This is a genomic window from Natronobacterium gregoryi SP2 (genome assembly GCF_000230715.2).
Taxonomy (GTDB): domain Archaea; phylum Halobacteriota; class Halobacteria; order Halobacteriales; family Natrialbaceae; genus Natronobacterium; species Natronobacterium gregoryi.
This window is the reverse complement of the sequence record NC_019792.1, coordinates 3,733,778-3,747,622: the sequence shown is the minus strand read 5'-3', so window position 1 is coordinate 3,747,622 and position 13,845 is coordinate 3,733,778. Positions and strand designations below refer to the sequence as shown.

The window sequence follows — 13,845 nt, the reverse complement described above, 5'->3', positions numbered from 1 at the left end:
AAGTCGTGACCTTTTGGGTCACGCAGTCCGCGTTCGATCGACCCATCGTCGGCCGATCGGGCACCTTTGAACTGTCGAGGCTACCACCTAGTTCCCTCTCGCGGTCGAAGCCGCGAGAGGGGTGGGCCCATAGCTCAGTGGGAGAGTGCCTCCTTTGCAAGGAGGATGCCCTGGGTTCGAATCCCAGTGGGTCCATGACTCGGAGTGAATCGCCAATCGTGTCCCTTAAGTGGGAGACGACACTCGATTCAATCCGACCGCAACCGATGCACCACCCCGTGCAAACGCGGGTGGGAAGGGTTAATGCACGCTGCAGTCGACAGCGATGCAGATGAGACCGTGTGTACGTGTAGTCCAGGCGTCCACTGGATCCGTTCCCGGGTCACTCTACGTGGCATCTTCGGATGTCACGCCGATCCGATGAACGTGGCTACTGTGCCAGCTGGTGGATCGCTCGGCTTGAGAGCTGAAGAAGGACGTGCCAAGCTGCGAAAAGCCTGTGGGACCCGCACGGAGGGAAAGAACACAGGATTTCCGAATGGGAATCCCCACCGCAATTGCTTCGCGCAATGGGGAACGCCGAGAACTGAAACATCTCAGTACCGGCAGGAAAAGAAGACGTAATGTGATGTCGTTAGTAATGGCGAATAAACGCGATACAGTCCAAACCGAAGCCTTCGGGCAATGTGGTGTTCGGACTGACGATCACTTCCCGACCATCGACACGAAGTCTCTTGGAACAGAGCACGAGACAGGGTGACAGTCCCGTACTGTCGATTAGTAAGGAACGAGTCAGCTCCAGAGTAGCGGGGATTGGAAATTCCTCGTGAATGTCCCAGGCATCGACTGGGAAGACTAAACACTCCTCAAGACCGATAGCGAACAAGTAGCGTGAGCGAACGCTGAAAAGCACCCCAAGAAGGGAGGTGCAATAGGGCGTGAAATCAGTTGGCGATAGAGCGACGGGGCACGAAAGGTCCTGACAGAAACGACCGTAGCGCGAGCTACCAGTAGAAGCGTCAGGAAGCCGGTGTTCCGTCGTACGTTTTGAAAAACGAACCAGGGAGTGTGTCTGATTGGCGAGTCTAACCTGATTATCGGGGAAGGCGAAGGGAAACCGACATGGCCGCAGCCGTTAGGTGAGGGCCGCCGTGTTCAAGCGCGGGGAGTCAATCGGACACGACCCGAAACCGGATGATCTAGGCGTGGGCAGGGTGAAGCGTGCCGAAAGGCACGTGGAGGCCCGATAGCGTTGGTGTCCTACAATACCCTCGCGTGACCTACGTCTAGGGGTGAAAGGCCCATCGAATCCGGAAACAGCTGGTTCCGACCGAAACATGTCGAAGCATGACCTCTGCCGAGGTAGTTCGTGGGGTAGAGCGACGGATTGGGGGACCGCACTCCGAGAGGAGTGCGCCCCCCTGTCCAACTCCGAACCTACGAACGCCGTTCGACGCAGGGAGTCCGGTGCGCGGGGTAAGCCTGTGTACCGTGAGGGAGACAACCCAGAGCTGGGTTAAGGTCCCCAAGTGTGGACTAAGTGCGATCGAAGGTGGTCCCGAGCCCTAGACAGCCGGGAGGTGAGCTTAGAAGCAGCTACCCTCTAAGAAAAGCGTAACAGCTTACCGGCCGAGGTTCGGGGCGCCCAAAATGATCGGGGCTCAAGTCCACCACCGAGACCTAGCCGTGCCTGTTAGAAGGCAATCGCGTAGGTCGGCGTTCTGTTCGGGTGGAAGCACGGCTGAGAAGTCGTGTGGACCGTTCAGTAACGATAATCCTGGTCATAGTAGCAGCGTTAGTCGGGTGAGAACCTCGACGACCGAACGAGTAAGGGTTCCTCAGCAATGCTGATCAGCTGAGGGTTAGCCGGTCCTAAGTCGTACCGTAGATCGAATGCGACAACAGGGAAACAGGTTAATATTCCTGTGCCAGTGTGCACTCAAAGCCGACGCTTTGGGGCCGCCTGAGCTGGGCTTTCGCCCAGTCGAACTGTCAAAGTTCGTGGAAGCCGTAATGGCAGGAAGCGAGCGAACGGCAGGATAGCGTAAGTCAGGTCAACCTAGAGCCCGTGAAAAGGCAAGCACACTGTCCGTACCGAGATCCGACACAGGTACTCGTGGCGGCGAAAGCCAAGGTCTGTCGGGAATAACCGACGTTAGGGAATTCGGCAAGTTAGTCCCGTACGTTCGCAATAAGGGATGCCTGCCCTCGACGGGGCAGGTCGCAGTGACTCGGGCGCTCCGACTGTCTAGTAACAACATAGGTGACCGCAAATCCGCAAGGACTCGTACGGTCACTGAATCCTGCCCAGTGCGGGTATCTGAACACCCAGTACAATGGGACGAAGGACCCGTTAACGGCGGGGGTAACTATGACCCTCTTAAGGTAGCGTAGTACCTTGCCGCTTCAGTAGCGGCTTGCATGAATGGATAAACGAGAGCGCCACTGTCCCAACGTTGGGCCCGGTGAACTGTACGTTCCAGTGCGGAGTCTGGAGACCCCCAAGGGGAAGCGAAGACCCTATAGAGCTTTACTGCAGGCTGTCACTGAGACGTGGTCGCCATTGTGCAGCATAGGTAGGAGGCGGTACACAGGTACCCGCGCTAGCGGGCCACCGAGCCAGCATTGAAATACTACCCGATGGTGACTGCGACTCTCACTCCTGGCGGAGGACACTGGTAGCCGGGCAGTTTGACTGGGGCGGTACGCGCTTGAAAAGATATCGAGCGCGCCCCAAGATTTCCTCACCCGAGTCGGAGACTCGGGATAGAGCGCAAGAGCATACGGAAGTCTGACAGTGTCCGGCACAACGACGGACGCTGACGCGAAAGCGTGGTCTAGCGAACCAATTAGGCTGCTTGATGCGGCCAATTGCTGACAGAAAAGCTACCTTAGGGATAACAGAGTCGTCACCCGCAAGAGCACATATCGACCGGGTGGCTTGCTACCTCGATGTCGGTTCCCTCCATCCTGCCCGTGCAGAAGCGGGCAAGGGTGAGGTTGTTCGCCTATTAAAGGAGGTCGTGAGCTGGGTTTAGACCGTCGTGAGACAGGTCGGCTGCTATCTATTGGGGGTGTTAATTGGTTCCTGACGGGAACGTGCGTATAGTACGAGAGGAACTACGCATGGGTGCCACTGGTGTACCGGTTGTTCGAGAGAGCACGTGCCGGGCAGCCACGCGCCACGGGGTAAGAGCTGAACGCATCTAAGCTCGAAACCCACCTGGAAACGAGGAACCACGGAGGCCACTCGTAGAAGACGAGATCGATAGACTCGGGGTGTACGCGTCGAGGCAACGAGACGTTGAGCCCGCGAGCACTAATCGGCCGAGCCACCACTCATAACTTATCGCATTGGATCTGTGACCCGGGAACGGGTCCAGACGCAAACTGGACTACACGTACAGACGGTTTCGCCTGACCGACCTTGGTATGGTCGCGGTTCGATTCCGCGAGTCGGCGTTAGGCGGCCAGAGCGGCGGGGTTCCTCCCGTACCCATCCCGAACACGGAAGATAAGCCCGCCCGCGTATCGGCAACTACTGGAGTGGGAGACCCTCTGGGAACGTCGATTCGCCGCCCCACTCATACTTCGTTCATTTACCCCAGACAGCCATAGCGATGGCTGTCTGGGGTTTTCGTATTTGCACAAGACCAGTGATAACACTTCCTCAGGCGAGAGAAGCCACTCGTCGTCGACAAAACGGTATCGCCCGGAACACTAACGTCCAGCGTCATCCCGTAGCGGCGTGCCGCGTCGGCTGGCTAACCCTCGTGCCGGGCGGAGAAGCGGCGAGCTCCTCGATCGGGTGGGCGACGCCCACCGAGTTACTGTCGCGTGCCCGGGTTCGCCGTGCTGTCATCGCACCCGATTGGGTCTGCTCGGACGGGGACTAAAGGCACGCACTCTCCATAGGAGCGTGAGTTGTTTAACCCTTTCCTGAGGCTTCCGTCGATTCTCGACCGAGAAGCCACGGATGCAATCAACTCACTGAGGCTGTTTCCAGTCAATAAGCGAGGATTTCCGCCGGGAGATCCGTTCCCGACTCGGTAAGTTCATCAGACAGTCGTCATCGCTCGTCGCTGGGGTCGTTGTACGTCTTCGGATCCGGTTCTGGAGCCTCGACCTCGCCGTCACCTGGCTGCTCTGGTACGTAGGAGCACTTGCCGTTGCTGTCAAGTGACTCGCCCTGCATCCATAGCATGTTGAAATCGGGCTGTGGGTCGCGTCTGGGAGTTTTCTTCTTCTTGCGGGGGCGGTTACTCGAGTGGTCGTCTCATACGGAATGCTGTAACGATTTACCGGCGCGACCGCGAACCCTCCTGCGGTCGCGCCGGAAATGACTTACAGCAAACCGTATCAGTAGACGTAGTCGTCTTCCGGGAATTGGACGTACCGGCCGTTTCGGTAGGTGAACTTGCGCTTTTTGTACTGTGCGAGGACTTTGGTCGCGTCGATGCCAGCCGAGTATTTTTTCGAGATCAAGACGTTGTCGTCGCCGTTGCCTTGCATGTCGTTGACGACGCTGAAGGCCCAGTCCCAGTCGTCGGGGCCGTAGCCCTCGACGATGTCGGCGAAAGAGACGTTCCGGAGGAGTTCGCTGCCGATGGCTTGTTTCCAGAGGTCGTTGTAGTTCTCGAGTGAGTCGGTCGCGGCGAGTCGGCCGGCGATTTTGCCCGAGCGGACGGCGACGTGGTAGCCGCCCTCGTGGAACGCGGAGGTGGTTCCCATCGCGCCGCCAGCGACGGCGATGTTTGCACCGACGGGGGAGTCGATCGGTTGCGTGGAGGAAATCGGGTAGGTCTCGGTTCCTCTGGACTTGCCGCGGTCCTCGACGACCGGGATGTCTTCCTCGATGTCGTACTCGTCGCCGTATTCGAGTTCGAGTAGTCGGCTGACGTATTCGGAGCCGGATGGAAGTTGGTCGTCTTCGGGGCGGAGGAGCTTGTAGGATGCAGGGTCTTCGATGTCCTCGAGGGTCATGCCGATGGGCATGGTCAGGCCGACGCGGGCGACCGTGCCGTCGTTGGGGAAGACCCACGGGTACGCGGTTTTGCCGGGCATGTGGCCCCACCAGAACGTGAGTTGGTCTTCGAACTCCGTGAACAGTTCGGGAGGGAACTCTCGATACTCCTGATAAGCGATGTGGTTGGCTTCCGGTGGTGAGAGGTGGTCGGAGACGCTTCGGCCCGGCGGCGTAAATTGGTCGAGAGCCTCGAGCGTGACGCGTCGCTGGGGGCCGTCCGCGAGGACGACGTACTGGGCTTCGATCTGGTCGCCGTTCGAGAGCGTTAGCGTGTGGGTTGGGCCGGCAGGACTGTCGGCCCGGAGGTCGGTCTCGAGGTCCGAGACGCCGGTTCCGACTCGGAGATCGGCACCTGCCTCGGCCGCGCGCTCGTGGAGCCAGTCGTCCATGCGAGCGCGGTGGAAGGTGTAGCCGAACTTCGGATAGGTGGCGTCGATCCCGGTCGTTGTCAGCTCGACTGTCGTCGACGGGCCGACGAACTCGGCTCCGTTGAGTTCCTGGTGGATCACCTCGTTGGGGATTTCCTCGTAGTCAAAGCCCATGATGTCGATCCAGTAGTCGAGCATGCCGGCGGCGTCGGTCGAGTCGGGGCCGACATCCTCGCGGTCTTCTCGTGGGACGCCTTGTTCGAACAGCACCGTTTTGGCACCGTGGGATGCCGCTCGCTCGGCTGCAGAGGCACCCGCTGGACCGCCACCGACGACCGCAACGTCGACGTGTTCCATACTCCGTTGGGAGTCTTCGGACCATATTAAACTGCGTGAAATTCGTGGCCAATGGTGTGTGGGGAGTTGGTGGTTCGATCGGTCGGGATGCATGCTGGAGAACGGGACGAACGCTTTTGATCGTCCTCTTCGAGAGCACGTACATGGGTGACTCCCACTCGAAACCAGACGTTCTCGTTCTCCGGAAGGGGACACACGGTGTGCCGATCGAACAGTACGCAACGGCATTGCGCAATCGACTCTCCGATCGGACTGTGTCGTTGGCACGGACTCCGGCGGCCGAGCGTGAGTTGATTCGCGACGCCGAGTACGTTACTGGAATGGTGCTGGAGGAACCTCTCCTCGAGCGTGCCGAGAATCTTGGCGTGTTTGCGTGTGCGTACGCTGGAACGGGGCATCTTCCGGTGGACAGACTCGAGCAGCGTGGCGTGGCGGTGACGAACGCGTCGGGTGTTCATGGGCCGAACATCGGTGAGCACGTGCTGGGATCGATGCTTCGGTTCGCCCGACGGTTCTACGTCGGGAATCGAAGACAGCGTCGCCGGGAGTGGCGACACTACCAGGTAGCGGAACTCCAGGGGTCGACGGTAACTGTCGTCGGTCTGGGGGCGATCGGTCAGGCGGTGTGTGACCGGCTTGAGCCGTTCGGTGTCGAGACGATCGGGGTCCGTTATACGCCCGAGAAGGGTGGGCCGACCGACGAGGTCGTCGGCTTCGAGGAGGGACCGTTCCACGAGGCACTCGCCAGGACGGACTACCTCGTACTCGCGTGTCCGCTCACGGAGACGACTCGCGGGCTGGTCGACCGGGACGCGCTGGTGACGCTCGATCCGGAGGCCGTCTTGGTCAACGTCGCTCGCGGACCAGTGGTCGACACCGAGGCGCTCGTCGAGGCCGTTCGATCGAGTTGGATTCGAGGGGCGGCGTTAGACGTCACGGACCCGGAACCGTTGCCCGAGGACAACCCGCTGTGGAACTTCGAGAACGTCCGTATCACGCCACACAACGCCGGTCACACGCCGAAGTACTACGACCGTCTCGCCGATATCGTCGCCGAAAACGCTCGCCGATACGGTGACGATTCGGATGCGATGCTCGAGAATCGGGTGTTGTAATCGCAGTCGAGCACTTGATCGTCGGGACGCCTGTTCGAAGCGTTTGGCGGGTTGACTGACGGTGCGTCGCTCTCGCATCCGTCGAGATGTGTCGGTATGAGACGGCCGTGGTCGTGACGAAGGAGAGTTAGACGCGCCATCACGTGCCAAGTGGCGTGTCGCCACGACTCGGAATCTGCTGGGACGACCCCGGTTTCGTGGGCTGGTTCGACACAGCAGTCGACGCGGTCAGTGCTATCTTCTTCCAAGGAGAGAATCCCGTCGTTTACGACGGGCGTGAATCCGACACCGCCGACACAGACCACGTTCAGCAGCTATACGGATATTTAAGTCGAATCGTCTCGTAGTATGACGTACACCGAGGCGGCATGACCGCCCACCTAATCGGACAATATCGGGACTCCGAGGCCCAGAACGTTCGAAACACACTCTCGAACCGCTGTGGTGTCTCGGTCAAGATAACTCCGAGTCCCCTGCCGGGATAGGAGTAACGGCGGTGTGGCCCCGTCCTCAGAAATCGTTGATTTCTGATGGGCTGCACGAGAACGCCGTTCTCGTGAACGCCATCGGCCCGTCATACCGACGAGTCGCAAACCAGCAAATATCCCAACCCAGCGGTACGGTGCCGTGGGAAGCCTCGCCGCTCACGGCGAGGAGGAGGTCACATGTAGCCGTTCTTGAGGAGTAACTCGCCATTTAGTACGCTTGCGCCGGCTGCCCCGCGGATGGTGTTGTGGGCGAGGCAGTTGTACTGCAGCCCGAATGGCGTCTCCTGTAGCCCACCTGCTGCGATTGCCATTCCGTCACCCAGCGTGCGGTCGAGACGGGGCTGTGGGCGGTCGGGGGCGTCGAAGACGTGGACGAGCTGATCGGGTGAGGAGCGAAGTTCGAGTGAGGGATACGACTCCATCGCTTCTGCGGCTTCCGCGGTCGAGATGTCGTCTTTGGTCTCGACCCAGACGTTCTCGAGGTGGCCGTCGATCGTCGGAATTCGGTTACAGGACGCGGAGACGGACAGTTCGTCGTGGGAGAGTTCGGCCCCGTCGAACTCGCCGAGCAGTTTCCGGGATTCGGTCTCGAGTTTGTCCTCTTCGCTGCCGATGTGGGGGATGGCGTTGTCGATGATCTCCATCGAGCTGACGCCGTCGTAGCCTGCGCCGGAGACGGCCTGCAGGGTGGCAACGTGGACTTTTTCGAGGTCGAACTCTTGGAGTGCGGCAAGCGTCGGGACGAAGGTAATCGTCGAGCAGTTGGGGTTCTTGACTAACGCACCGTCCCAGCCGCGCTCGTCGCGCTGGACCTCGAGTAGGTCGAGGTGGTCGGCGTTGACTTCCGGAACGACTAATGGGACGTCGTCTGCCATCCGGGCGTTCGAGGAGTTCGACGAGACGACGTAACCTGCTTTGCAGAACGCGGGTTCGACTTCCGCGCCGACGCTCGAGGGAAGCGACGAGAATAGGAGGTCGATGTCCTCGGGCACGTCGTCGGGATCGGTCGCGATGACGGTCATCTCTGCGACGTCTTCTGGAATGGGGCTGTCAACGCGCCACTTTGCTGCGTGTCGATACGTCTTGCCGGCGCTGGATTCGCTCGCAGTTACTGCAGCGATTTCGAACTCCGGGTGTGGGTCGAGAAGTTGGATCAGTCGTTGTCCGACGGCACCGGTTGCGCCGAGTACGCCTACTCGTGCTGGCATTTTCCGTCTCTCGGAGTCGTGTCCGCAAAACCGTTTGGGTTTCAGACTCACGCGTGACAGTGTCACTAGGTGTGACGACGCTCTCGCTGGAGCGAGGTTCCGCCATGACAAGGGGACGGTCACGCTCGCGCTGCAGGCGGTTGTCGGAGCTCCATATAGAAGAGATTAAGAAATCGGAGTGACAGCTAGGGATCGATGCAACGACAACACCAACTCGAGACGGGTGCCTGCTGTGAGTCAGCGTGGTGGTCGCGGTGACGAACGCGACTGCGAGTTCGAGCGACGCGGAGTTGTTCGATACCCGGTTCAGTATGGGCGCTGCTGCGCTCGCGGCGATCTCGTTTCTCCTCGCGATCGTCGTTGGCTGGACCGGCTACCAGGGAAGCGAGCTCGTGGTGGTGGGAATGGACCTGGACGTCGTATCCGGACTGGCCGGCTTCATGCTTCTTTTTCTGGTGTCGGTGACGTCGCTGGTCGCCGCGGTCTACATGGAGCCCGGCTTCGACCACTAACGATTTCGACTCGAGTCGACTTGACTCCACTTCGATACTGGTCGCTTGCCGGGTGCTGAACTCGAGACAGAAGAACCGTGTTAGGCAGGGACCTGAGCGCTTTTCTTTCGCGTGACGTAGCCCGCGATGCGGTTGCGGACGCCCTTCGATTCGACGTTGGTGAGTTTTGCGACGCTGTCTTTGTTCTGTTCGAAGTCGGTCGTGAACGCGTCCGGGTACCGCTCCAGGAGGAGGGTCCCAGTCTTCTTGACGTAGGCCGGTTTGATTGCCATGTAGGGGGGTTCCGTCCAGAGGGTCTTAATCCCTTTCTCTTTGGTCGTCCAACGCAGCCGTCCGTCTTCGACAGATGAGCGAGGCGGGCGTCTCGGGAGTCGGACGGAAGTTGTTGCTTCTCGAGTCGTCTTGCTCTGGGGCGGTTTACGGGGGGCTGGTTTCGGTGATCGGCTGCCGACGGCTGTCAGCGTCGCTTGCCGTCCTGTCGTCGGCTTGCTGGCTCAACTCGCGAAACGTCTCTGAACGACTGGCGAGCCGATCAGCCATCGCCTCGTCGGGTGTTCGGTCACGCGACTCGAGTAGGAACGTCGTGATGACGACGGTTTTGACCCAGGGTTTGAGGAGGCCTTCGTAGACGGTGAGTGTGAGTCCGGCGACGACGACCCAGCCTGCGACTTCGAACGTCGGCGACAGCCCGGCGAGGACGCCCGCGATCGGACTCAAGACCAGAAAGAGTCCGACGGCGGTGGCGTACAGGCCGACGACGATCAGCATCGTCGAGCCGAGGACGGACTTCCAGCTTTTGCCGTACAGCACGACACCGTCTTTCGCCGACTGCCAGGGGTCGTCTCCGGCTCGCTCGGTGAACAGGTACGCGATGATCGCCTCGTCGACGTAGGAGGCGGCGACTGCAACTGCTTTGCCGGCCACGCGGACGAGTTTCTCGAGCGTCGGGACGGCACCGAGTCGGTCGGCGACCGAGACGACGCTGTCGTTGAACTGCTCGATGGCGGCTTTCACCAGTTTGTCGAGAGCGAACAGTGCGCTCGCCTCGGCGAAGTGGTCTGTGACCTGGGCTTTCCCGTATCGGAGTTGTTCGTCCGGTACTTCACCGGTTTCGACCGCGTGTGCGATGACGGCGATGTGGCCGGCTTTGACCAGGTACAGCACGTACGTGCTGGCGAGTCGCCAGCCCCAGACGAACAGGCCAATCGCGACGAGTGCTCCGATTCCGGCGATCCAGCCGGAAATCGTTCCTGTCGTGAGCAGTCGCGTCCCTATCCAGACGACGACCCCGAAGTAGATAATAGTGAACAGTCCGAGCGCCAGCCCGACGCCGATTCTGAGCAAGACGAACGGCAGCGTCTGTCTGAAGACGGTCGTCGCGCGTCTGAAGTGTAACGCCATACCATCGGTGGCCCCGGCATGGGTTATGAACTCGCGGAAGTGTAAGATGAGCTAGATGTGTTGATTGTTACCACTCCGAGTGAGCACGAATCCGCTCGAGTGCTTCCTTCTCTCGAGGGCTGCCGGCCCGGTCGACGACCGAGGCGACGTACTCGAGTCGGTCGCGAAGTTCCGCCTCGGCGTAGCCGGAGACATCCAGCCGGGAGGCGGCGACGGTGGCCTCGACCACGGCCCCGAACCCACGGTCGATCGTCGGGATTGTCGTTTTCTCGATTGCGGATTCGAGGGGCTCGAGTCGCCACTCCTCCCACTCGGTCCCGTTCTCGCGTCCCGTCTCTACCGATTCGACCTCGACGCGCGCCCAGGCGCAGGCGGACTCGAGGATGGGGGTGTCGTGCTCGTCGATCGAGAGCGCGGCGTCGGCGAAGACGACAGGGTCGTCGACGAACTGGACGTAGCCTTCGCCCTGCCGGTGGAAGTTGCCACGGGTTCGCGTCCGCCCCCAGGTCGTCGCGGTGGCGGGGTTGTCGGCGAAGACGCCCAGTGGGGCGGCGTTCCACAGGCCGTTCGGCCCAAGCGTCGTGACGACGGTTTCGGTGACGCCCGATAGGGAGACCGGCCACGCTGGGTCGTCGGTCATACTTCTATCTCTCCGCGCTCGAGTGCAATGTAGAGTCCGGCAGCGGTAACGTCCGCCGTCGTCCCCGGATTGATGCCACGGTCGACGAGATCGGCCGCGAACGATTCGACGGCGTCGCGGTCGGTCTCGAGGGCGTTTCGTGCCACTAGCTCGTCGGCGCGTTCGCTCACTTCTCGGGCGACGTCCTCGCCACTCCGGTTCGCGACGAGGGTGTCGGGTCGGTCCGCGAGCAAAGAGAGGAAGACGCTTGCGGCACGGTCGGTCGCTGGGCCGCCGGCTTCGACGAGTCGGTCGGCTGCTGCGAACGAGCGTTCGAACCCTTCTCCCCACTCGCGTGCCACGTCGTCGCCCGGGACGCTACGGTCCATCACGTCCGAAAGCGTCAGTCCGCGGTCCTCGAGTTCCGGCACCGCGTTCGATCCTCGCCGAACGTCGAGCGGTTCCATCTCTTCGGGCGGATCGGCGACGAAGACGTCGACGTGGTCGAACGCCCGGTAGAAGCCGGCGGCGTCGGCGACAGTCGTTTCCTCGACGATGGAGTCGACGGCCGACGGCGAGAGCCGTTCGTGGTCCGCGGCCGCTCGAACGAGCGGAACGAGCAACAGCAGTGCGCCGAACTGGGTGTTGTCGCCACCCTGGGCGGCCATTCCCTTGACGGCTCGCTCGAACGCGCGTCCGACGGGTTCGCCGTCCTGGGCCATCTCGAGCCCCGTTTCGGTCCCGACGGTCCCCGCGAGGAAGTGCTCGAATCGGAGGTCCGCGAGGTCGCGACGGCGGTCGACGTTGCCCGGTTTGGGCGTGCCCGCGACCTCGAGCAAGAGTGCCAGGCGTGCGTTCTGTGCTGGCGTTTGCATGTCTCGAGGGAGTGGTTGGGTGGGCTTAGGATTTTGGAGGATTCGTTGGCGTGGCACGTACGGAGTCGCGGTGAACGGCGAGTGGGCCGCGGGTCGATCCTGTGTGAGGGCTACGTGAACAGCGGGACGGAGTGTCGCGAACCGTGAGCAGAAGTCGGCTGGGAAGGACGTGGCGACGAAGCGTCGCCACGATAGGAGGGCGTGAGCGATCGAGTGTCCGATCGTTTCGAGATCACTCGAGCAGGACCACCACCCCTAAACCGTCCGTTGCCCAACTGCCGTCGATGACCGAGACGGAGGCCCCACCGGAGCCGGCGTTCCCCGACGATCTCGAGGCCGTCCGCGAAGCGCTAATCGAGTGGTACGAGGACGACCATCGCGATTTTCCGTGGCGACGCACCGACGACCCCTACGAGATCCTCGTCAGCGAGGTGATGAGCCAGCAGACCCAACTCGGACGCGTCCTCGAGGCCTGGGAGGAGTTCCTCGAGCGGTGGCCGACGACGGCGGAGCTGGCGGCGGCCGACCGGGCCGATGTGGTGGGGTTCTGGACGGATTACAGTCTGGGCTACAACAACCGGGCGAAGTACCTCCACGAGGCAGCCGCCCAGGTCGAGACCGACTACGACGGGGAGTTTCCGGAGACGCCTGAGGAACTCCAGGAGTTGATGGGTGTCGGTCCCTACACGGCGAACGCGGTTGCGAGTTTCGCGTTCAACGACGGTGACGCGGTCGTCGACACCAACGTCAAGCGCGTCCTCTATCGCGCATTCGACGTGTCGGACGACGACGCGATCTTCGAAGCGAAAGCCAGCGGGCTCATGCCCGACGGACGCTCGCGGGTCTGGAACAACGCGATCATGGAACTGGGCGGGGTCGCCTGCGAGCAGACGCCCAGCTGTGACGAGGCCGGCTGTCCCTGGCGGGAGTGGTGTTCGGCCTACGAGAGCGGCGACTTCACCGCACCGGACGTCCCGACCCAGCCGTCGTTCGAGGGGAGCCGCCGCCAGTTCCGCGGTCGCGTTATCTCGACGCTGAAAGAGTACGACGAACTCGAGTTAGACGAACTCGGCCCGCGAATTCGCGTCGACTACGCGCCCGACGGCGAGTACGGCCGCGAGTGGCTCGCTGGGCTGCTCACCGATCTGGAAGACGACGAACTCGTCGACGTCGACCGGAGCGACGGCGAGGTCGTCGCACGACTGCGGCGCTGACGCCGTCGGCGACACTATCTTCCTGCTGGCTCCCGTTGTCGAAGATGTGTCCGACGTTCACGTCGTCGCCATCTCGGGCAGCCTCCGCGAAGCGAGCAAGACCCGGATCGCTCTCGAGCGACTGCTCGAGGCCTCCCAGCAAGCGGGGGCGACGACCGAACTGATAGATCTCCGGGAGTACGACCTCCCCACCTTCGACGCCGACTGCGACCGCGAGGAGGCAGGCGACGCCGACCTGCTCGCGGAGCGCGTCCGGGAGGCCGACGCCGTCGTGCTCGGCTCGCCGATGTACCACGGCTCCTACTCTTCACCGTTGAAGACCGCGCTCGACTACTGCGGGTTCGACGAGTTCGAGGGCAAGACCGTCGGGCTGCTCGCCGTCTCCGGTGGGGCCTTTCCCGTGCTGGCGCTCGAGCACCTGCGGTCGGTCTGTCGGGCGCTGAACGCGTGGGTGATCCCACACGAGGCGGCGATCCCGAACTCCGGGTCGGCGTTCGAGGACGGCTCGTTCGTCGACGAGAAACTCGAGCAGCGGGTCGTGACGCTCGGCCGGCGGGCGGTCCAGTACGCGAACATCGAACCGGAACCGGACTCGTTCGAGAGCGACCAGAACGTGGGTGCGGAGGGGAAGTAGCGGCTGACCGTCGCTGCATTCCGATCGA

General features: G+C 61.7%; 10 protein-coding genes, 1 tRNA gene and 2 rRNA genes. 7 read left to right on the top strand and 6 right to left on the bottom strand.

Translation table 11 applies throughout. From position 1 onward, the window contains the following. The first annotated feature begins 123 nt into the window (after nt 1–123). The 3 genes from NATGR_RS18395 (at nt 124) to rrf (ending at nt 3,584) form a co-directional block, all read left to right on the top strand. Nucleotides 124–195, top strand: a tRNA-Ala gene (locus NATGR_RS18395). Between the two features lie 226 nt (nt 196–421). Beyond that, nucleotides 422–3,344 (top strand): 23S ribosomal RNA (locus NATGR_RS18390). A gap of 118 nt (nt 3,345–3,462) precedes the next feature. Next, a 5S ribosomal RNA gene (rrf, locus tag NATGR_RS18385) occupies nt 3,463–3,584 on the top strand. A 775-nt stretch (nt 3,585–4,359) separates the two neighbouring features. Here the strand turns inward: rrf and NATGR_RS18375 are convergent. Next, nucleotides 4,360–5,751 carry an NAD(P)/FAD-dependent oxidoreductase gene (locus NATGR_RS18375; protein ID WP_005576040.1) on the bottom strand — a complete coding sequence of 464 codons (1,392 nt, stop codon included), beginning with the start codon at nt 5,749–5,751 and terminating at the stop codon, nt 4,360–4,362. Between the two features lie 143 nt (nt 5,752–5,894). On the opposite strand from NATGR_RS18375, the gene NATGR_RS18370 reads away from it, so the two are divergent. Continuing rightward, nucleotides 5,895–6,866 (top strand): D-2-hydroxyacid dehydrogenase, encoded by a 972-nt coding sequence (locus NATGR_RS18370; protein WP_015233916.1) that lies wholly within the window; start codon nt 5,895–5,897, stop codon nt 6,864–6,866. Nucleotides 6,867–7,527: 661 nt separating this feature from the next. On the opposite strand, the gene asd is transcribed toward NATGR_RS18370, so the two are convergent. Next, nucleotides 7,528–8,562 (bottom strand): aspartate-semialdehyde dehydrogenase, encoded by a 1,035-nt coding sequence (gene asd / locus NATGR_RS18360; RefSeq protein ID WP_005576028.1) that lies wholly within the window; start codon nt 8,560–8,562, stop codon nt 7,528–7,530. Between the two features lie 254 nt (nt 8,563–8,816). Here asd and NATGR_RS18355 point away from each other — a divergent pair, with 254 nt between their 5' ends. Beyond that, complete coding sequence (locus NATGR_RS18355) at nt 8,817–9,074, top strand: hypothetical protein (protein WP_172636018.1); 258 nt, start codon at nt 8,817–8,819, stop codon at nt 9,072–9,074. An 80-nt stretch (nt 9,075–9,154) separates the two neighbouring features. Here the strand turns inward: NATGR_RS18355 and NATGR_RS18350 are convergent, their stop codons facing one another. From NATGR_RS18350 to NATGR_RS18335, 4 genes are all read right to left on the bottom strand, one after another. Further along, nucleotides 9,155–9,346 carry a 30S ribosomal protein S17e gene (locus tag NATGR_RS18350; RefSeq protein WP_005576024.1) on the bottom strand — a complete coding sequence of 64 codons (192 nt, stop codon included), beginning with the start codon at nt 9,344–9,346 and terminating at the stop codon, nt 9,155–9,157. Nucleotides 9,347–9,491: 145 nt separating this feature from the next. Further along, nucleotides 9,492–10,475, bottom strand: coding sequence for a hypothetical protein (locus NATGR_RS18345; protein WP_005576021.1), 984 nt, complete (start codon nt 10,473–10,475; stop codon nt 9,492–9,494). A 67-nt stretch (nt 10,476–10,542) separates the two neighbouring features. Next, nucleotides 10,543–11,115: a DUF447 domain-containing protein gene (locus NATGR_RS18340; RefSeq protein WP_005576019.1), complete on the bottom strand. Its 573-nt coding sequence runs from the start codon at nt 11,113–11,115 to the stop codon at nt 10,543–10,545. After that, nucleotides 11,112–11,969, bottom strand: a complete 858-nt coding sequence (locus NATGR_RS18335) for a triphosphoribosyl-dephospho-CoA synthase (protein WP_005576017.1) — start codon at nt 11,967–11,969, stop codon at nt 11,112–11,114. Before NATGR_RS18335 ends, NATGR_RS18340 begins: the two co-directional genes overlap by 4 nt. Before the next feature lie 284 nt (nt 11,970–12,253). Here NATGR_RS18335 and NATGR_RS18330 point away from each other — a divergent pair, with 284 nt between their 5' ends. After that, the gene (locus NATGR_RS18330; RefSeq protein WP_005576016.1) at nt 12,254–13,183 is read left to right on the top strand and encodes an HhH-GPD family protein; all 930 of its coding nucleotides are present in this window, start codon (nt 12,254–12,256) and stop codon (nt 13,181–13,183) included. 46 nt (nt 13,184–13,229) lie between these two features. Further along, nucleotides 13,230–13,817, top strand: coding sequence for an NADPH-dependent FMN reductase (locus NATGR_RS18325; RefSeq protein WP_005576013.1), 588 nt, complete (start codon nt 13,230–13,232; stop codon nt 13,815–13,817). Nucleotides 13,818–13,845 lie beyond the last annotated feature (28 nt).